This is a genomic window from Streptomyces sp. NBC_01537 (assembly GCF_045040445.1).
Classification (GTDB): domain Bacteria; phylum Actinomycetota; class Actinomycetes; order Streptomycetales; family Streptomycetaceae; genus Actinacidiphila.
This window is the reverse complement of the sequence record NZ_CP109392.1, coordinates 2,470,549-2,488,787: the sequence shown is the minus strand read 5'-3', so window position 1 is coordinate 2,488,787 and position 18,239 is coordinate 2,470,549. Positions and strand designations below refer to the sequence as shown.

At 71.9% G+C, this 18,239-nt stretch carries 17 protein-coding genes; 12 read left to right on the top strand and 5 right to left on the bottom strand.

Going from position 1 to position 18,239, the window contains the following annotated elements:
* The first annotated feature begins 11 nt into the window (after positions 1 to 11).
* From OG607_RS11540 to OG607_RS11515, 6 genes are all read left to right on the top strand, one after another.
* Positions 12 to 2,717 carry a GNAT family N-acetyltransferase gene (locus tag OG607_RS11540; RefSeq protein WP_405722201.1) on the top strand — a complete coding sequence of 902 codons (2,706 nt, stop codon included), beginning with the start codon at positions 12 to 14 and terminating at the stop codon, positions 2,715 to 2,717.
* Between the two features lie 58 nt (positions 2,718 to 2,775).
* Positions 2,776 to 3,375 (top strand): DUF5998 family protein, encoded by a 600-nt coding sequence (locus OG607_RS11535; RefSeq protein ID WP_329311545.1) that lies wholly within the window; start codon positions 2,776 to 2,778, stop codon positions 3,373 to 3,375.
* Positions 3,375 to 4,565: an alkaline phosphatase family protein gene (locus tag OG607_RS11530; protein WP_405722198.1), complete on the top strand. Its 1,191-nt coding sequence runs from the start codon at positions 3,375 to 3,377 to the stop codon at positions 4,563 to 4,565. The genes OG607_RS11535 and OG607_RS11530 overlap by 1 nt, the downstream gene beginning before the upstream one ends.
* Positions 4,566 to 4,603: 38 nt before the next feature.
* Positions 4,604 to 5,248 (top strand): thymidine kinase, encoded by a 645-nt coding sequence (locus tag OG607_RS11525; RefSeq protein ID WP_405722195.1) that lies wholly within the window; start codon positions 4,604 to 4,606, stop codon positions 5,246 to 5,248.
* 86 nt (positions 5,249 to 5,334) lie between these two features.
* On the top strand, positions 5,335 to 6,381 hold the full coding sequence (locus OG607_RS11520) for a dihydrodipicolinate reductase (RefSeq protein WP_405722192.1): 1,047 nt from the start codon (positions 5,335 to 5,337) through the stop codon (positions 6,379 to 6,381).
* A gap of 46 nt (positions 6,382 to 6,427) precedes the next feature.
* A complete protein-coding gene (locus OG607_RS11515; protein WP_405722190.1) occupies positions 6,428 to 7,036 on the top strand; it encodes an exonuclease domain-containing protein in 609 nt (202 codons plus the stop codon).
* On the opposite strand, the gene OG607_RS11510 is transcribed toward OG607_RS11515, so the two are convergent.
* Complete coding sequence (locus tag OG607_RS11510) at positions 7,011 to 7,784, bottom strand: VOC family protein (RefSeq protein WP_405722187.1); 774 nt, start codon at positions 7,782 to 7,784, stop codon at positions 7,011 to 7,013. The genes OG607_RS11515 and OG607_RS11510 overlap by 26 nt on opposite strands.
* Before the next feature lie 225 nt (positions 7,785 to 8,009).
* Between OG607_RS11510 and OG607_RS11505 the strand changes: the two genes are divergently transcribed.
* Positions 8,010 to 8,846 (top strand): sulfurtransferase, encoded by an 837-nt coding sequence (locus tag OG607_RS11505; RefSeq protein WP_405722184.1) that lies wholly within the window; start codon positions 8,010 to 8,012, stop codon positions 8,844 to 8,846.
* A gap of 33 nt (positions 8,847 to 8,879) precedes the next feature.
* Here the strand turns inward: OG607_RS11505 and sepH are convergent, their stop codons facing one another.
* The 3 genes from sepH to OG607_RS11490 form a co-directional block, all read right to left on the bottom strand.
* Positions 8,880 to 9,995 (bottom strand): septation protein SepH, encoded by a 1,116-nt coding sequence (gene sepH / locus OG607_RS11500; protein ID WP_405722182.1) that lies wholly within the window; start codon positions 9,993 to 9,995, stop codon positions 8,880 to 8,882.
* Positions 9,996 to 10,351: 356 nt separating this feature from the next.
* Entirely contained in the window at positions 10,352 to 11,683 is a 1,332-nt protein-coding gene (locus OG607_RS11495) for a D-arabinono-1,4-lactone oxidase (protein WP_405722179.1), read from the bottom strand.
* Positions 11,631 to 12,890 carry an MFS transporter gene (locus tag OG607_RS11490; RefSeq protein ID WP_405722176.1) on the bottom strand — a complete coding sequence of 420 codons (1,260 nt, stop codon included), beginning with the start codon at positions 12,888 to 12,890 and terminating at the stop codon, positions 11,631 to 11,633. Before OG607_RS11490 ends, OG607_RS11495 begins: the two co-directional genes overlap by 53 nt.
* 127 nt (positions 12,891 to 13,017) lie before the next feature.
* Here OG607_RS11490 and OG607_RS11485 point away from each other — a divergent pair, with 127 nt between their 5' ends.
* Both OG607_RS11485 and OG607_RS11480 read left to right on the top strand, forming a co-directional pair.
* Positions 13,018 to 14,109 carry a ferrochelatase gene (locus OG607_RS11485; RefSeq protein ID WP_405722174.1) on the top strand — a complete coding sequence of 364 codons (1,092 nt, stop codon included), beginning with the start codon at positions 13,018 to 13,020 and terminating at the stop codon, positions 14,107 to 14,109.
* A complete protein-coding gene (locus OG607_RS11480) occupies positions 14,106 to 14,915 on the top strand; it encodes an inositol monophosphatase family protein (RefSeq protein ID WP_405722172.1) in 810 nt (269 codons plus the stop codon). The genes OG607_RS11485 and OG607_RS11480 overlap by 4 nt, the downstream gene beginning before the upstream one ends.
* 176 nt (positions 14,916 to 15,091) lie before the next feature.
* On the opposite strand, the gene OG607_RS11475 is transcribed toward OG607_RS11480, so the two are convergent.
* The gene (locus tag OG607_RS11475; protein ID WP_405722170.1) at positions 15,092 to 15,265 is read right to left on the bottom strand and encodes a hypothetical protein; all 174 of its coding nucleotides are present in this window, start codon (positions 15,263 to 15,265) and stop codon (positions 15,092 to 15,094) included.
* Positions 15,266 to 15,565: 300 nt separating this feature from the next.
* Between OG607_RS11475 and OG607_RS11470 the strand changes: the two genes are divergently transcribed.
* The 3 genes from OG607_RS11470 (at position 15,566) to OG607_RS11460 (ending at position 18,202) form a co-directional block, all read left to right on the top strand.
* A complete protein-coding gene (locus OG607_RS11470; RefSeq protein WP_405722167.1) occupies positions 15,566 to 16,219 on the top strand; it encodes a response regulator transcription factor in 654 nt (217 codons plus the stop codon).
* A gap of 5 nt (positions 16,220 to 16,224) precedes the next feature.
* Positions 16,225 to 17,481 (top strand): sensor histidine kinase, encoded by a 1,257-nt coding sequence (locus tag OG607_RS11465; protein ID WP_405722165.1) that lies wholly within the window; start codon positions 16,225 to 16,227, stop codon positions 17,479 to 17,481.
* A gap of 421 nt (positions 17,482 to 17,902) precedes the next feature.
* Complete coding sequence (locus OG607_RS11460) at positions 17,903 to 18,202, top strand: DUF4193 domain-containing protein (RefSeq protein ID WP_329311530.1); 300 nt, start codon at positions 17,903 to 17,905, stop codon at positions 18,200 to 18,202.
* Positions 18,203 to 18,239: the final 37 nt, after the last annotated feature.

The window sequence follows — 18,239 nt, the reverse complement described above, 5'->3', positions numbered from 1 at the left end:
ACGCTGGCCCCATGACCATTCCGCCGTCCTCGCGGCCCTATCCCGTGCACTGGGAGGCGGATGTCGTCCTCCGCGACGGCGGCATCTCCCACGTCCGACCGATCACCCCGGACGACGCGGACCGGCTGGTCAGCTTCTACGAGCAGGTCTCCGACGAGTCCAAGTACTACCGCTTCTTCGCCCCGTACCCCCGCCTGTCCGCCAAGGACGTGCACCGCTTCACCCACCACGACTACGACGACCGGGTCGGCCTGGCCGCCACCGTCGGCGGCGAGTTCATCGCCACCGTGCGCTACGACCGCACGGAGGAGGGCCAGGCCGAGGTCGCCTTCCTGGTCCAGGACGCGCACCAGGGGCGGGGTGTGGCCTCCGCCCTGATGGAGCACATCGCGGCCGTGGCCCGGGAGCGGGGCATCCGCCGCTTCATCGCGGAGGTGCTGCCCGCCAACCGCAAGATGATCAAGGTCTTCACCGACGCCGGCTACACCCAGCAGCGCAGCTTCACCGACGGCGTCGTACGCCTCGAACTCGACCTGGAGCCCACCGACGCCTCCCTCGCCGTCCAGCGGGCCCGCGAGCAGCGAGCCGAGGGGCGGTCCGTGCAGCGGCTGCTCGCGCCCCAGTCCGTGGTCGTGATCGGCGCCGGACGCCGCCCCGGCGGCGTCGGCCGCACCCTGCTCCGCAACATCGCCGCCGCGGGCTTTACCGGCCGCCTGCACGCCGTCAACCACTCCTTCACCGACGACCAGGGCACCGTCGACGGCGTTCCCGCCTACCGCTCGATCACCGAGATCCCCGAGCCCGTCGACCTCGCCGTGCTCGCCGTGCCCGCCGAGCGGGTCCCCGAGGCCGTCGCCGACTGCGGCGAGCACGGCGTCCAGGGCCTGCTCGTGGTCACCTCCGGCTACGCCGAGTCCGGCGACCCGGCGGGCCGCGAACGGCAGCGCGCGCTGGTGCGGCAGGCCCGCTCGTACGGCATGCGCGTGATCGGCCCCAACGCGCTCGGCATCCTCAACACCTCGCCCGCCGTACGGCTCAACGCCTCGCTCTCCCCGGAACTGCCCGCCACCGGGCGGCTCGGCCTGTTCACCCAGTCCGGAGCGATCGGCATCGCCGTGCTGTCCGGGCTGCACCGGCGCGGCGCCGGGCTGTCGTCCTTCGTCTCCGCGGGCAACCGCGCGGACGTCTCCGGCAACGACATCCTCCAGTACTGGCACGACGACCCGGCCACCGACGCCGTCCTGATGTACCTCGAAACCCTCGGCAACCCGCGCAAGTTCAACCGCCTCGCCAAGCGCACCGCTGCCGTCAAGCCCGTCGTGGTCGTCAAGGGCGCCCGCCACTCCGGCGCCGTCCCGCCCGGCCAGCTCGTGGCCCCCGCCCGGATCCCCGACAGCACGGTCTCCGCGCTCTTCCGGCAGGCCGGTGTCATCCGCGTCAGCACGGTCACCGAACTCGCCGACGCCGGGCTGCTGCTGTCCTTCCAGCCGCTCCCGGCCGGCGACCGCGTCGCCATCCTGGGCAACTCCGAATCCCTCGGCCTGCTCGCCTACGACGCCTGCCTGACCGCCGGACTGGCCCCGGCCGCCCCCCTGGACCTCACCACGGCCGCCACCCCCGGCGACTTCCGTGACGCGCTCACCGCCGCCCTCGCCGACGACGCCTGCGACGCCGTCGTCGTCACCGCCATCCCCCGCGTCGGCTCCGAGGACGCCACCGACCCCGAGTCCGGCGACGACCCGCTGCTGGCGGAGGCGCTGTGCGCGGCGGCGCTCCAGGCCAGGGAAGCCGGCAAGCCCGTCCTCCTGGTCCACCTCGCCCTGGACCGCATGGGCGACCGGCTCGGCGCCCGCCGCATCCCCGCCTACCCCGCCGCCGAACGGGCCGTACGCGCCCTGGCCGAGGCGACCGCGTACGCCAGATGGCGGCGCGAGTCCGCCACCCCCGGCAAGGTCCCCGACTTCGAGGACACCCAGGAAGGCGCCGCCCGCCACGACGTCGCCCGCCTGCTGGCGGACGCGGGCGACGACCAGATCACCCTGGACGACGATGCCGCCGCCGCACTCCTCGCCCGCTACGGCATCCCCGTCCGCCCCTCCCTCCCCGCCCCCGACACCGACGCCGCCCTTGCCGCCGCCGGCCGTCTCGGCTACCCCGTCGCCCTCAAGACCACCGCCCCCCACCTGCGCCACCGCGCCGACCTCGGCGGCGTCCGCCTCGACCTCGCCGGCCCCGACGACCTGCGCCGCGCCTACGACGAGCTCACCGCCCGCCTGGGCAAGCCCGCCGAGCTCCGCCTCGTCGTCCAGGCCATGGCCCCCCGCGGCGTCGACACCGTCGTCCGCGCGACCGTCGACCCCGCGGCGGGCGCCGTTCTGTCCTTCGGCCTGGCCGGGGCGCCCTCCGAACTCCTCGGCGACATCGCCCACCGCCTCGTCCCCGCCACCGACCGCGACGCGGCGGAGCTGGTGCGGTCCATCAAGGCGGCCCCGCTCCTCTTCGGCTGGCGCGGCTCCGAACCGGTCGACACGGCCGCGCTGGAAGAACTGCTGCTGCGGGTCTCGCTGCTCGCGGACGACCTCCCCGAGGTCGTTTCCGTCGACCTGGAGCCGGTGGTCGTGGCCCAGCGGGGAGTCGCGGTGCTCGGCGCCACGGTCCGCCTGGCGCGGCCCCCGGCGAGGACGGACCTGGGGCCACGGGCGCTGTCGTCCTTCTGACGGTTCCCGTCGCGCGCAGGGCGCGGCCCATGCCGCGCACCGCACTAGGATGGTGCGCATGGCGAAGACCGGTACGACGACCACCAAGGGGCTGCGCGCGGCGATCGAGCGCAGCGGCTACTACCCGGCCCTCGTGGCCGAGGCCGTGGAGGCGGCGGTCGGAGGGGAGCCGGTGGCGTCGTACCTGGTGCACCAGGAGACGACGTTCGACGCGAACGAGGTGCGCAGGCATGTGACGGTCCTGGTGCTGACCTCGACCCGTTTCATCGTGAGCCACACGGACGAGCAGGCGGCGGACGACACCTCCCCGTCGCCGTACGCGACGACCTCCACCGAGTCGGTGAAGCTGGCCCGGATCTCCTCGGTCGTGCTGAGCCGGGTCGTCGCCAACCCGGAGTCGTACACGCCGGGGACGCTGCCCCGCGAGGTCGTGCTGACCATCGGCTGGGGCGCGGTCAGCCGCCTGGACCTGGAGCCGGCGGCATGCGGCGACCCCAACTGCGAGGCGGACCACGGGTACACGGGTTCCTCGACGGCCGACGACCTGAGCCTGCGCGTGAGCGAGGCGGGCGACGGCCCGGAGACCGTACGGCAGGCGCTGGCCTTCGCGCAGGCGCTGTCCGAGGCGACCGCGGCGACCCCCGGGTCCGCCGGCTGATGATCCAGCCCGCACCGGCCTACGACCCAGCGCCGCTCGACCCCCGCACTGCCCCGGCTCCCCGTTACGGCACCGCGTCGCTGAGCGATGTGCTGCCCGCCGTGACCGCGGGGCTGGGCGTCACCACCGGCCCGCCGACCGGCCTGGACCTGGCCCCCGCCGACCGGGTGTGCGTGTTCCTGGTCGACGGCATGGGCTGGGAGCTGCTCCGCGCGCACCCGGACGAGGCCCCGTTCCTCAGCTCCCTCCTCGGCAGCTCGCTGAACCGCACCGGGCAGCCGCTCACCGCGGGCTTCCCGTCCACCACCGCGACCTCGCTGGCCTCGGTCGGCACCGGCCTGCCGCCGGGCGCGCACGGGCTGGCCGGCTACACCGTGCTGGACCCGGCCAGCGGCAAGCTGATGAACCAGCTGCGCTGGCAGCCGTGGACGGACCCGCACGCGTGGCAGCCGTACCCCACCGTCTTCCAACTCGCCGACGCCGCCGGGGTGCAGACCTGCCAGGTCACCTCCCCGGCCTTCCAGCACACCCCGCTCACCAAGATCGCGCTGAGCGGCGGCGCCTTCCACGGCCGCCTCACCGGCGACGAGCGGATGGACTTCGCCGCCGACCGCCTCGCCTGCGCGGACCGCACGCTGGTCTACACGTACTACAGCGAGCTGGACTCGATGGGCCACCGCCACGGAGTCGACTCCGACGCCTGGCGCGGCCAGCTGATGATGATCGACCGCCTCGCCCAGCGCCTCGCCGAGCAGCTGCCGCCGCGCTCCGCGCTCTACATCACCGCCGACCACGGCATGATCGACATCCCCTTCGACGAGGAGTCGCGCATCGACTTCGACGAGGACTGGGAGCTGAGCGCCGGCGTCGCCGTCCTCGGCGGCGAGGCCCGAGCCCGCCACGTGTACGCGGTGCCCGGCGCCGCAGCCGACGTCTTCACGGTCTGGAGCGAGGTCCTGGGCGAGCAGATGTGGGTCGCCGGCCGCGACGAGGCCATCGCGGCCGGCTGGTTCGGCCCGCTGGTCGACGACCGCGTACGCGGCCGGATCGGCGACGTGGTGGCCGTGGCCCGCGAGGACATCGCGGTCGTCGCCACCCGCACCGAGCCGGGGGAGTCCTCGATGGTCGGCCTGCACGGTTCGATGACCCCTGTGGAGCAGCTCGTACCGCTGCTCGAAGTACGCTCCTGAACCCTCCGCCACCCGTTCCGAAAGGCCGCCGCCTCCTCATGCCCGAGCTCGTGTTCTTCTCCGGAACCATGGACTGCGGAAAGAGCACCCTGGCGCTCCAGATCGGGCACAACCGGTCAGCGCGGGGCCTGCAAGGTGTGATCTTCACCCGCGACGACCGCGCGGGGCAGGGCAAGCTCTCCTCGCGCCTCGGCCTGGTGACGGAGGCGGTCGAGGCGGCTCCGGGCATGGACCTGTACGGCTACCTGGTGCAGCAGATGTCCAAGGGCAGCAAGGTCGACTATGTGATCGTGGACGAGGCGCAGTTCCTCGCGCCCGAGCAGATCGACCAGTTGGCCCATGTCGTGGACGACCTGGGGCTGGACGTGTTCGCCTTCGGTATCACCACGGACTTCCGTACCAAGCTCTTCCCGGGCTCGCAGCGGCTGATCGAGCTGGCGGACCGGATAGAGACCCTCCAGGTCGAGGCGATGTGCTGGTGCGGGGCACGCGCCACGCACAACGCCCGCACCGTGGGCGGCGAGATGGTCATGGAAGGTGAGCAGGTCGTCGTGGGCGACGTCAACCGCGCGGCCGAGGAGGTCGGTTACGAGGTGCTGTGCCGTCGTCACCACCGCCGCCGCATGACCAGCGCCGCCGCCCACGCGGGCGCCCTCTCACCGGATGTCCTGCCGGTCACCTGATCGCACCGCACTCTCGCTTTCGGCATACCGGATGCTCTATTTTCGGTAATGGCGTTTTCGCACGCGGCGGCGACAGTGAGGTCGGCATGAATCGCATCGGGACAGGGCCCCTTCGCGTCGTCCAGTGGGCCACCGGCAACATCGGCAGCCGCTCGCTGCGGGCCGTCGTCGAGCACCCGTTGCTGACCCTCGCGGGCCTGTACGTCCACACGCCGGACAAGGCCGGCCGCGACGCCGGGGAACTCTGCGGGCTCGATGCCACGGGCGTGACCGCCACGCATGACATCGGCGACATCCTGAGTCTCGGCGCCGACTGCGTGCTCTACATGCCGCGCGCGTGCGACGTGGACGAGGTGTGCCGGATCCTCGCGTCGGGCACGAACATCGTCACCACGCGCGGCGAGTTCCACCACCCGCCGAGCATGGACCCCGACGTCCGGAAACGGGTGGCGGACGCCTGCGAGCAGGGCGGCGCCTCGATCCACAGCACGGGGAGCAGCCCCGGGTTCATCACCGAGGCGGTCCCCCTCGTCCTGGCGTCCATCCAGCGGCGGTTGGACGCCCTGACCATCCACGAGTTCGCGGATCTCTCCCCGCGCGACTCACCGGGGCTGCTGTTCGACGTGATGGGGTTCGGCCTCGCCCCCGAGGAGTTCGACGAGCAGCGCCTCGCCCACGTACGGGACAGCTTCGGCCCGTCGCTGTCCCTGGTGGCGGAGGCCCTCTCGCTGCCGGTCGACGCCATCGAGGCCAGCGGGGAGTTCGCGACCGCCCGCCGCCGGACCACCATCGCCGCCGGGACCCTGGAGCCCGGCACGGTGGCCGCGCAGCGGATGACGGTTGCGGCCCTGCGCGGCGGCCGTCCGCTCCTGCGGTTCGTCGCCACCTGGTACTGCACCACGGACATCGACCCCTCGTGGGACGTACGCGACACCGGATGGCACCTGAGCGTCGAAGGCGACGCCCCGCTCGAGATCGACATGCGCTTCCCGGTGCCCCTGGAACGCCTGGGCTCCCTGTCCCCGAACTACACCGCCAACCGCGCCGTCAACGCGGTCCCTTCGGTCTGCGCGGCCGCCCCGGGCATCGTCACGACCCTCGATCTTCCGCTCTTCACGGCGACCCTGGCGTGACAAACACGTTCGCGTCCGCTGCTCACATCTGGCTAACCTCTGGGGCATGGTGGGCGCCGGGGGACTGCTGAACATCGTCGATGTCGAGGCGACGTGCTGGGACGGGGCGCCCCCGCCCGGGGCGGTCAGCGAGATCATCGAGATCGGGCTGACCGTCGTCGATCTCGACGCCGGCCGGCGGATCGCCCGGCACCGCATCCTGGTCCGGCCCGTGCGGTCCACCGTCAGCGACTTCTGCACCGGGCTGACCGGGCTGACCCAGCACGAGGTCGACACCGGCATCGGCTTCGCCGAGGCGTGCCGGCTGCTCGCCGCCGGACACCGCACCGGAATGCTCCCCTGGGCCAGTTGGGGCGACTACGACCGGCACCAGTTCACCCGGCAGTGCCGGGCCACCGCCACCCCGTACCCCTTCGGGCACCGGCACACCAACGCCAAGGCCGCCTTCACCGCAGCTCACGGGCTGCGCAAGCGCCCCGGGATGGCACAGGCCCTGCAACTCGCCGGGCTGCCGCTCGAGGGACGGCACCACAGCGGCGCGGACGACGCCTGGAACATCGCCGCGCTGGTCCTGGGCCTGTCCGCCCAGAGCGCCTGGCCCGACGGCGGCGGCTCTCCGACCCACCGTCCTAACGGGCAGTACGGATCACCGTGAAGACCGCGCCCTCGGGATCGGCCACCGTGGCCAGGCGCCCGTAGGCCGAATCCTGTGGCCCGCGCACCACATGGCCGCCCAGCTCCACGACATGCCGCGCCGCCGCGTCGGTGTCCGCGACCGCGAAGTACGTCATCCAGTGCGAGCCGCGGTCGCGCGGCAGCGCCTGGCCCACGCCGTGGATCCCGGCCACCGGCTGCCCGGCCAGATGCAGGGTCAGATAGTCGAAGTCGGCCGACACCACGGCTTCCGCCTCGAAGCCGAACACCGCCGAATAGAACTTCCCGACCATCGAGGTCTCCCGGGTGACCAGTTCGTTCCAGGCCAGGGACCCCGGCTCGCCCATCACCTCGACCCCGTCGTAGCGAAGCGGCTGCCAGATCCCGAACACCGCGCCCAGCGGATCCGAGGCGATCGCCATCCGCCCCGCGTCGTCCGCGTCCAGCGGCCCCACTCCGACCGTGCCGCCGCAGTCCCTGATCAGCTCGGCGGTCGCGTCGGCGTCCTCGGTGCCGAAGTAGGTGGTCCAGGCGACCGCCATGTGCCGGTCCCTGGGCAGTTCACCGACCCCGGCCACGGCACGGCCGTTCAGCGTGGCCCTCACGTACGGCCCGAAAGGCTGCGGCGTGCTTTCGAAGACCCAGCCGAACAACTGGCTGTAGAAGTCCTGGGTCGCCTCCAGGCTGTGCGCCAGCAGGCTGACCCAGCAGGGTGCGCCATGGGGGCGGCGGGGCGGTACCTCGGTCATCGGTTGTCTCCTGGGAAGCAGCGCACGGGGGCTGTGTGTGGGGGTGTGGAGGAGGTGCCAGAGCCGATGTTTCCACCACCTGCCGCACGGCGCGCCCCGGCCGCGCCGCAATTTCGGTGTTCCGCAAGGAGAATGCCTGATTTGGCATTTCCGGTCCGTTTCGCGACCGTTGCCGCGCAGCGACAATCCGCCGATGGCCGCACCCCGGGGGACCACAATGAGCGTATGCATCCCATCATCACCGCGGCCGAGCTGGCGAGTGCCCTCGCCGACGATTCGTCTGACGTTGTCCTGCTGGACGTCCGCTATCAGCTCGGCGGCCCGCCCGGCCGCCCGGACTACGAGGCGGGCCACATCCCCGGGGCGGTCTACGTGGACCTCGACGCCGAGCTCGCGGGCAAGCCCGGGAGCGGCGGGCGCCACCCGCTGCCCGACCCGGAGGTCTTCACCGCCGCTATGCGCCGAGCGGGTGTCGGCGCCGGGCGCGAGGTCGTCGTCTACGACGGCGGTATCGGCTGGGCCGCCGCCCGCGCCTGGTGGCTCCTGCGCTGGGCCGGCCACGAGCGCGTACGCGTCCTCGACGGCGGCCTCCCCGCGTGGCTCGCCGCCGGCCACGGACTGTCCGACCGCGTCCCCGCCCCGGCCCCGGGCGAGTTCACCCCCGCCCCGGGCGACCTGCCCCTGCTCACGGCCGACGACGCCGCCGCGCTTGCCCGCCACGGGATCCTTCTCGACGCCCGCGCCGGCGAACGCTACCGCGGCGAGGTCGAGCCCATCGACCCCGTCGCCGGTCACATCCCCGGCGCGATCAGCGCCCCCACGGCGGAGAACGTGGACGCCGACGGCCGCTTCCTCCCGCCGGACGTGCTCGCCCGGCGCTTCGCCGACCTGGGCGCCCGCGCGGACGCCGAGGTCGGCGTCTACTGCGGCTCCGGTGTCTCTGCGGCCCAGCAGGTGCTCGCGCTCGCCATCGCCGGGGTTCCGGCCGCCCTGTACGTCGGGTCGTGGAGCGAGTGGTCCGCGGATCCGGCCCGGCCCGTGGCCACGGGCGCCACCCCCTGAGGGCAGACAACCCGCGGCGGAGCCGGCGCCGTACTACTCCTGCTTCTTGCGCCGGCTCCCGAACACGATCTCGTCCCAGCTCGGCACCGTCGCCCGGCGGCCCGGGCGGACGCCGTCGGCCTCCGCCTGGCGGTCCGTCGTGCCGACGAGGCGGTCGCGGTGGCCGGCGACGGAACGCGGCATGAGGACATCCGCGTACGCGGAGCCCGCGCTGGCTGCCGGGGCCGGGGGCGCGGCTTCCTCAAGGGCTTCCTCGTCGGCCTGCTCGGCGGCGGGCGCGGCATCCGGCGGGGGCGTCTGGGCGGGTACGACCATGTCGCCACGGAAGCTCGGCACGGCCTCCAGCAGGCTGGTCAGCGAGTCGCGCTCGTCCTCCACGGACGCGGAGGCCGAGGCGGCCGCGGTCGAGGCGGCAGCCGCGGTGCGCTCGTCCGGCCGGTCCGGGCCGCCGAGCTGACGGTCCATCGCACGGTCGAGGGGGCGGTCGCGCGGCAGGCGGGCGATCCGGGGCACGAAGGGGAAGCTCGGCTCGGCCTGGGCGTCGGCGGCCGGGGCGGTCTCACCGATCAGGGCGCGCGCCTCGTCGTCCACGGCCTGGACGAGCCGCCGGGGCGGGTCGTAGGTCCAGCTCGCGGAGTGCGGCTCACCGGCGACGCGGTAGACCAGCAGGACTTCCCACGTACCGTCGTCGCGGCGCCAGGAGTCCCACAGGACGGTGTCCTTCTCGGCGCCGCGCAGCAGCAGCCGCTCGGCGACGGCCTCGCCGAGCTGCGGCCCGGTGCTCTCGCCCTGGCGGCGTACGGGGGTCTTGCGGGCGCGCTCGGCCATGAAGGCGCGCTCGGCGAGGACGGGGCCCTCGAAGCGGCGGACCCGCTCGACGGGGATGCCGGCGAGCTGTGCGACCTCCTCGGCGGAGGCACCGGCTCGTATCCGCGCCTGGATGTCGCGGGGGCGCAGGTGGCTCTCGACCTCGATCTGGCCCAGCCGCGCACGGTCGTTGCGCACGGCGGCGCGCAGTCCCTCATCGATGGGGAGGGTGTACTCCGTGTTGTCGGCAGCCTTGAGCACCAGTCGTGTGCCGTCGTTGCTGACAGCCACGACACGCAGTTCGGGCACGGTTACCTCCCGGGTGGTGCCTGCCGACGTCACGTGCGTCGCTGCTCCCGATGGACGAGTGTGACCTGCCCGGGTGCAGCCTGCCACAACCTTGCTGAGTTTTCCGGCGTGTCGGGCATGTGCCGTGACTCGCCGTTATGGCACGGTTACCTATTTGCAACTCTGCGTGACCAAACGAGTCACCCAGCGTCACGAGCGCCGACGGGATCCCCTCCCCGGATTCGTCACAGTACTCCATTTGGGCCACCGGATGGGGTGCCGCGCCGTCGAACTTGTGCCGCCGTACGGGAGTTCAGCAGTGATCTTCACATGTCACTCGAAAGTGGTCCACGGATTTAGCGCGTGCCTTCGGCACCCGGACCGAACGCACGCGCCGCACCGGACAGGCCCTACTCGCCGAGCACCCGCCGCAGGTAGTCGTTGGCGAACAGCCGTCCCGGGTCCAGCCGGTCGCGCAGCGCCGTGAACTCGGCGAAGCGCGGGTACACCCCGGCGAAGTACTCCGCGTCGCGGGTGTGGATCTTGCCCCAGTGCGGCCGTCCCCCGTGCGCGGTCATGATCTTCTCGACCGCCGTGAAGTACTCCTGGTAGCGCGTGCCGCGGTACATGTGCACGGCGATGTACGCGCTGTCGCGCCCGGAGGCCGTCGACAGGGTGATGTCGTCGGCCGGGGCGACCCGGACCTCGACCGGGAAGCTGATCCGGAAGTCGGAGGCCTCGACCATGGCCTTGAGTTCGCGCAGCACACCCACCGCGGCCTCGCGCGGGACCGCGTACTCCATCTCCACGAAGCGGACCCGGCGCGGATGCGTGAAGACCTTGTACGGAATGTCGGTGTAGGTGCGCGCGGACAGGGCGCGGCTGCTGACCTGGGCGATGCCGGGGATCGCGGAGGGCACGGCCCGGCCGAAGGAGCAGGCGGCCTGGAAGACGCCGTTGGAGAGCAGTTCGTCGTCGATCCAGCCGCGCACCGCCGGGACCGGGGCGGCGGGGCCCTGGCTGCGGTTGTTGCGCTTGGTGTTGCAGCCGTCGGTGTGCGGGAACCAGTAGAACTCGAAGTGCTCGTTCTCGGCGGTGAGCGCGTCGAATTCGGCGGTGACGCGGTCGAAGGACATCGGCTCCTCGCGGGCGGTCAGCAGGAAGACCGGCTCCACGGCGAAGGTGATGGTGCTGACGACGCCCAGGGCGCCGATGCCGACCCGGGCGGCGGCGAAGACGTCGGGGTTCTCGTCGGAAGAGCAGGCGAGCACCGAGCCGTCGGCGAGGACCAGCTCAAGTGCGGTGATCTGGGCGGAGATCGAGCCGGACTCGCGGCCGGTGCCGTGGGTGCCGGTGCTGGTGGCGCCGGCCACCGTCTGCTCCATGATGTCGCCCATGTTGGTCAGCGACAGCCCCTCGGCGGCGAGGGCGGCATTCAGCTGCTTCAGCGGCACGCCCGCCTCGACCGTGACGGTGCCGGCCTCGCGGTCGATCGCGCGTATCGCGCTCAGCCGGTCGGGGCGGATCAGCACGCCGCCGGTGGCGGCCGCCGCGGTGAAGGAGTGCCCGGTGCCGACGGCCTTGGCGGTCAGCCCGTCCTCGGCCGCCTTGCGCAGCGCGGCGGACAGCTCGTCCACCGAGGCGGGGGCGACGATCCGCTGGGGGCGGGCGGTGACCGTGCCGGCCCAGTTATGCCACGCGGCCTTCCCGGCGGTCCTGTTCATCGTGCTCGTGGTGCCCATCAGTACGAGACCCTTCCAGCTCCGGTGCCGGCCGCAGCCGGCGTTGCCCCAGGAAGGCCACCACCGCGGCGAGCGCAGCGGCGGAGGCCGGCACCGCGTACGCCGCCCGGGCCCCGGCCGCGTCGATCACCGTCCCGGCCAGCGAGGCGCCGATCGCCACGCCCACCGCCAGCCCGGTGATCGTCCACGTGATGCCCTCGGTGAGCTTCGCGCGCGGTACCAGCTGCTCGACCAGGGCCATGGTGGTGACCATCGTCGGTGCGACGGTCAGACCCGAGACGAACAGCGCCACGGCCAGGATCCACAAGTTTCCGACCAGTAGTGGCGGGATCATACTCACCGCCATCAGGCTCACGCCCAGCAAAAACCTGTGAGATGCCGGACGTTTGGGCTTGAGCAGCCCGAAGACGATGCCGGCGAGGCACGAACCGGACGCCCACGTCGCCAGGACCAGGCTCGCCGCCCCCGCGTGGCCCTGCTCGTCGGCGAAGGCCACCGTGGCCACGTCCACGCCCCCGAAGATGCCGCCGGTCGCCATGAAGGTCAGCACCAGCACCTGGAGCCCGCGCGAGCGCAGCGCCGAACCGCCCGCCAGATGCTCGCGCGGATGCGGCGGCGGCTCTGTCGAGCGCTGGGCGATGAGCAGATACGTACCCGTGGCGAGGAAGAGCGCGGCGAGCAGCGGGCCCGCCTCGGGGAACCAGACCGTGCACAGCCCGATGGACAGGATCGGGCCGATGATGAAGCAGACCTCGTCGACCACGGACTCGAAGGAGTACGCCGTGTGCAGCAGGCCGGGCGCCGCCCCGTGGACCGTCGCCCAGCGGGCCCGCACCATTGCCCCGAGGCTCGGCATACAGCCCCCCGCCACCATCGTGCACACGAACAGCGTCCAGTCCGGCGCCCCGGCCCGTACGCACACCAGCAGCCCCGCGACCGCCGCCAGGGTCACCGCGGTCGCGGGATGCAGCACCCGCCGCTGCCCGAAGCGGTCCATCAGCCGGGACACCTGCGGGCCGACCGCCGCCTGCGCGAGCGCGAGGGTGGCGGCGAGCCCGCCGGCGAGGCTGTAGCGGCCGTTGACCTGGGAGATCATCGTCACGATGCCGATGCCGAGCATCGACATCGGCATCCGCCCGATGAACCCGGCGGCGGAGAACCCCTTGGTGCCGGGGGCGGCGAATATCGCGCGGTAGGGGCTGGACAAGGAGTCTCCACGGCGTGGTCGCCGGCGGTCGATGAGGCGCGGGAAGGCACGTAGCTGTCGTATACAGCTTACGGAGCCCGGCAAGTGCTTTTCGGCGCCGTCACCTGGGGGTGGCAGGATCTGAGGCATGTATGACGCCTTGCTTCTGCTGTCCTTCGGCGGCCCCGAAGGGCCCGACGACGTCGTCCCCTTCCTGGAGAACGTGACGCGCGGCCGGGGCATCCCGCGCGAGCGCCTGAAGGAGGTGGGCCGGCACTACTTCCTCTTCGGCGGTGTCAGCCCCATCAACGCGCAGAACCGCGAACTGCTCGACGCCCTGCGCAAGGACTTCTCCAAGCACGGCCTCGACCTCCCCGTCTACTGGGGCAACCGCAACTGGGCGCCCTACCTCCCCGACACCCTGCGCCGGATGACCGACGACGGCCACCGCCGCATCCTCGTCCTCACCACCAGCGCATACGCCTCCTACTCCGGCTGCCGCCAGTACCGCGAGAACCTCGCCGACGCGCTCGCCGTCCTGCAGGCCGAGGGCCGCCCGGTCCCGCAGGTCGACAAACTGCGGCACTACTTCAACCACCCCGGCTTCGTGCGGCCCATGACCGACGCCGTGCTCACCGCTCTGGCCCAGCTGCCCGGCGACGTACGCGACGGGGCCCACCTCGCCTTCTGCACCCACTCCATCCCGACCGCCGCCGCCGACACCTCCGGGCCCGTCGAGGACCACGGCGACGGCGGCTCCTATGTCGCCCAGCACCTGAACACCGCCCAGGTGATCGCCGACGCCGTACGCGAGGCGACGGGCGTCGACCGGCCCTGGAAGCTCGTCTACCAGTCGCGCAGCGGCGCCCCGCACATCCCCTGGCTGGAGCCCGACATCTGCGACCACCTGGAGGAGCTGTCCGCCGAGGGCGCCCCGGCCGCCGTCATGGTGCCGATCGGCTTCGTCTCCGACCACATGGAGGTCAAGTACGACCTCGACACCGAGGCCGCTGCCAAGGCCGCCGAACTCGGCCTCCCGGTCGCCCGCGCCGCGACCGTCGGTGCGGACCCGCGCTTCGCGGCGGCGGTGCGCGAACTGGTGCTGGAGCGCGTCGCGACCGAGCGTGGCGAGGCCGTCGAGCGCTGCGCCCTCGGCAAGCTGGGCGCCGGCCACGACATCTGCCCGGCCGGCTGCTGCCCGGCCCGCAGCCCGCGCCCCGCCGCTGCAGGTGCGCAGTGACCGGGAACCTGGAGGACCTGAAGGACGAACTCCTCGCCATCGCCCTGGAGGCCGCCGCCCGGGCGGGCGCGCTGCTGCGCGACGGCCGCCCGGCGGATCTCGGCGTGGCCGCCACCAAGAGCAGCCCGATCGACGTCGTCACCGAGATGGACATCGCCACCGAGAAGCTCATCACCGGTTACATCGGCGAACACCGCGCGGACGACGGCCTGTTGGGCGAGGAGGGCGCGAGCAGTGAGGGCAGCAGCGGCGTCCGCTGGGTCATCGACCCGCTCGACGGCACCGTCAACTACCTCTACGGGCTCCCCTCCTGGTCCGTCAGCATCGCCGCCGAGCTCCACGGCGAGACGGTCGTCGGCGTCGTCGCCGCCCCCATGCGCGGCGAGACCTACCGGGCCGTCCTCGGCCGGGGCGCCTTCACCAACGGCGAGCGGGTGCACTGCCGCCCAGCGCCGCCCTTCGAACAGGCCCTGGTCTCCACCGGCTTCGGCTACCGCCTCGAAGTCCGCACCCACCAGGCCGAGGTCGCCCGCCGGCTGATCCCCCGCCTCCGCGACATCCGCCGCGCCGGCTCCGCCGCCATCGACCTCTGCGACGTCGGCTCCGGCCGCCTCGACGGCTACTACGAGCGCGGCCTCAACCCCTGGGACTACTCCGCCGGCGCCCTCTTCGCCCGCGAAGCCGGCGCCCTCACCGGCGGCCGCCCCGGTGAGCCCCCCAACCCCGACCTGGCCCTCGCCGCGGTCCCGGGCATCTTCGAGCCGCTCCAGCAGCTCCTGGACGAACTGGGCGCCTGGCACGACTAGGGCAATTCAGCCCGTCCGGCGTTTGAGGACAAGCGCAGCCGGCGGGCTGCGCAACCCGGCGAATGGGCCGTACCCCGATGGTGCCGGGCCGCGCTCCCGCATCTACGGGCGTAGAAGCTCGCACGCAAACGCCCCGGCACCGCAATCGGTGTCCGGGGCGAGCGGCCGGGTTTCGGTCAGGCGATCTTCGGGAGGACCTCGACGCCGTGCTCGGCGGCAAGGCGGCGAAGATCGTCGAGCTCGGCCTGCTCGACCTCGGCGAGGAAGTCGTCCCCTGACTCCCTCGCGAGACGCAGGTCGTACTCGGTGCTGTGTATGCGCTGGAGGATTCCAGTGGTGAACGCGTCCATATGGCGCCCCCTCGTCGTCGTGGGTGACACAGGGTGTCTCCGAGGTGTTGTCCAAGCCCCTCGGATCACGCGGCAGCTCTGCCACGGGACGATGACGGGACGCCCAGTGGGCGTGATCGGGGGTTGAAGTCGTCCTCCCCAGGCCAACCGGAGGGCAAACATCGGTATGCGGAAGAATCTTGGGGCCCCGCTCCATTGGCGGTCTTCGCGCTGCTTACCGCCCGTTTACGGGGCTCCGGTGCACGATGTACGGGGGATGTCCCATGGCGATGTCCCATGCTCAGCGAAAGGAACAGCGCCTTGCGCGTACTGGTTGTCGAGGACGAGCAGCTGCTCGCCGATGCGGTAGCCACCGGACTGCGACGCGAGGCCATGGCCGTCGATGTCGTCTATGACGGCTCAGCCGCCCTGGAGCGGATCGGGGTCAACGACTACGACGTCGTGGTCCTGGACCGCGACCTCCCGGTCGTCCACGGGGACGACGTCTGCCGCAAGCTCGTGGAGCTCGGGCTGCCCACCAGGGTCCTGATGCTGACCGCCTCCGGTGATGTCAGCGACCGCGTGGAGGGCCTGGAGCTGGGGGCGGACGACTACCTGCCCAAGCCCTTCGCCTTCAGCGAGCTGACCGCCCGGGTGAGGGCACTGGGCCGCCGTACGACGGCTCCGCTGCCGCCGGTGCTGGAGCGCTCGGGCATCCGGCTGGACCCGAACCGCCGGGAGGTGTTCCGGGACGGCAAGGAGGTCCATCTGGCGCCGAAGGAGTTCGCCGTGCTGGAGGTGCTCATGCGCAGCGAGGGTTCGGTGGTCTCCGCCGAGCAGCTGCTGGAGAAGGCCTGGGACGAGAACACCGACCCGTTCACCAATGTGGTGCGTGTCACGGTCATGACGCTGCGACGCAAGCTCGGCGAGCCCGCGGTGATCGTCACCGTGCCCGGCTCCGGCTACCGGATCTGATCCCCATGACCGCTGCCACCCCGACCCCGCCACCGCCCGTCGTGCCGCCCAAGCCGACCTGGGATCCCAAGCCCACGGTGCGGCAGGTGCCGCTGCTGCGCCCCACGATCCGGATAAGGCTCACCGTGCTCTACGGGGGCATGTTTCTCATCGCGGGCGTCGTGCTGCTGTGGATCATCTACCTGCTCGCCGCGCAGGCCCTGCACGAGGGCAACGAGCTGCCCTTCCGGCTGCTCTCCGGGCAGGTGGCGCCCACCAGCCCGGACTGCACCCTGCCGACCTCGGGCACCGACCAGCAGTTCACGCAGGCGATCAGCGAGTGCATGCAGCACCAGCGCGAGCTGGCGCTGAACAATCTGCTCAAGCGCTCGCTCATGGCCCTCATCGGCCTCGCCGTCCTCGCCTTCGCCGTCGGCTACCTCCTGGCCGGCCGGGTGCTGTCCCCGCTGGGCCGGATCACCCGCACCGCGCGCGGTGTCGCCAGCTCCGACCTGAAGCGCCGGATCGAGCTGGACGGTCCGGACGACGAGTTCAAGGAGCTCGCGGACACCTTCGACGAGATGCTGGAGCGGCTGGACAACTCCTTCGACGCGCAGCGCAGATTCGTGTCGAACGCCTCGCACGAGCTGCGCACGCCGCTGGCGATCAACCGCACCCTGCTGGAGGTACAGCTCTCCGCCCCGGACGTCTCGCCGGACCTGCAGCAGCTCGGCAGGACCCTGCTGGCCACCAACCTGCGCAGCGAGCAGCTCGTGGAGGGCCTGCTGCTGCTGGCCCGCAGCGACAACGAGATCACCGACCGCAAGCCCGTGGACGTCGCCGAGGCGGCCTCCCAGGCCCTGGAGCAGACCCGCGCCGAGGCCACCGCCAAGGGCGTGGAGCTGCGCAGCACGCTGGAGCCCGCGGTGGTGCAGGGCAACGGGGTGCTGCTGGAGCGGATCGCGCTGAACCTGGTGCAGAACGCGGTGCGCTACAACGCCCCCGAGGATGGCTGGGTCGAGGTGACGACGGGTTCGACGGGCTCGGCGGCCGGACACGCGCTGCTCACCGTCTCCAACACCGGTCCGGTCGTCCCCGCGTACGAGATCGACAACCTCTTCGAGCCGTTCCGCAGGCTTCGCACCGAGCGGACCGGCAGTGACAAGGGCGTCGGCCTGGGGCTTTCCATCGCCAGGTCGGTGGCGCGGGCCCATGGCGGGACGATCACGGCGGTGCCGCGCGAGGGCGGCGGCCTGGTCATGACGGTCGCCATTCCGATGTGACGAAGATCGCCAAAGTCTTGTGACGGTCCCGTGACAGGCCCGGAGCTTGTTCGCTTTGCGCGGAATTTTGCGGTCTGGGTCCCCGCGAGGGACCCTGTGAGCGATCGCACAGACGAATCGGGCCGCATGTACACTCCGTGATCACGAAGATCGGAAAAAGTTCCGAAAAATCCATGTTTCCGCAGGTCATGATCACGGGAAGTACACACGGTGGCGTGAGCAAGGCGCGACATGAGGACTGTTTCCGGTCATGGGCGGCAGCCGATGCGATCACCTCTTCGGGGGTTCGGTTGGGTGTCGATTGAGTAACGGCACTTGATGTAAGGCAAAATCTCCGCTTCGGGTCGGGCACAAGACCGGCCTCCCACGCGTTACGTGCGCTGGAGACACCGCAGACACCCAGAGGGGGAGAGCGACCAACATGGCAACTGACTACGACACACCACGCAAGACCGACGATGACGTCAACGAGGACAGCATCGAGGAGCTGAAGGCCCGCAGGAACGAGAAGTCCACGTCCGCAGTGGACGTCGACGAGTTCGACCAGGCCGAGGGCCTCGAGCTGCCGGGCGCCGATCTCTCCAACGAGGAGCTTTCGGTCCGCGTGCTGCCCCGGCAGGCCGACGAGTTCACCTGCTTCAACTGCTTCCTCGTTCACCACCGGAGCCAGCTGGCCTCGGAGAAGAACGGCAACCCCATCTGCCGCGACTGCGCGGCCTGACTGGGATGGGAAGCGGCGACGAGCGAGGCCACGTGGC

Coding starts and splice junctions, on each gene's coding strand:
- OG607_RS11540 (WP_405722201.1), top strand. CDS start 12: ATGACCATTCCGCCGTCCTCGCGGCCCTATCCCGTGCACTGGGAGGCG.
- OG607_RS11535 (WP_329311545.1), top strand. CDS start 2,776: ATGGCGAAGACCGGTACGACGACCACCAAGGGGCTGCGCGCGGCGATC.
- OG607_RS11530 (WP_405722198.1), top strand. CDS start 3,375: ATGATCCAGCCCGCACCGGCCTACGACCCAGCGCCGCTCGACCCCCGC.
- OG607_RS11525 (WP_405722195.1), top strand. CDS start 4,604: ATGCCCGAGCTCGTGTTCTTCTCCGGAACCATGGACTGCGGAAAGAGC.
- OG607_RS11520 (WP_405722192.1), top strand. CDS start 5,335: ATGAATCGCATCGGGACAGGGCCCCTTCGCGTCGTCCAGTGGGCCACC.
- OG607_RS11515 (WP_405722190.1), top strand. CDS start 6,428: ATGGTGGGCGCCGGGGGACTGCTGAACATCGTCGATGTCGAGGCGACG.
- OG607_RS11510 (WP_405722187.1), bottom strand. CDS start 7,784: ATGACCGAGGTACCGCCCCGCCGCCCCCATGGCGCACCCTGCTGGGTC.
- OG607_RS11505 (WP_405722184.1), top strand. CDS start 8,010: ATGCATCCCATCATCACCGCGGCCGAGCTGGCGAGTGCCCTCGCCGAC.
- OG607_RS11495 (WP_405722179.1), bottom strand. CDS start 11,683: ATGGGCACCACGAGCACGATGAACAGGACCGCCGGGAAGGCCGCGTGG.
- OG607_RS11485 (WP_405722174.1), top strand. CDS start 13,018: ATGTATGACGCCTTGCTTCTGCTGTCCTTCGGCGGCCCCGAAGGGCCC.
- OG607_RS11475 (WP_405722170.1), bottom strand. CDS start 15,265: ATGGACGCGTTCACCACTGGAATCCTCCAGCGCATACACAGCACCGAG.
- OG607_RS11465 (WP_405722165.1), top strand. CDS start 16,225: ATGACCGCTGCCACCCCGACCCCGCCACCGCCCGTCGTGCCGCCCAAG.
- OG607_RS11460 (WP_329311530.1), top strand. CDS start 17,903: ATGGCAACTGACTACGACACACCACGCAAGACCGACGATGACGTCAAC.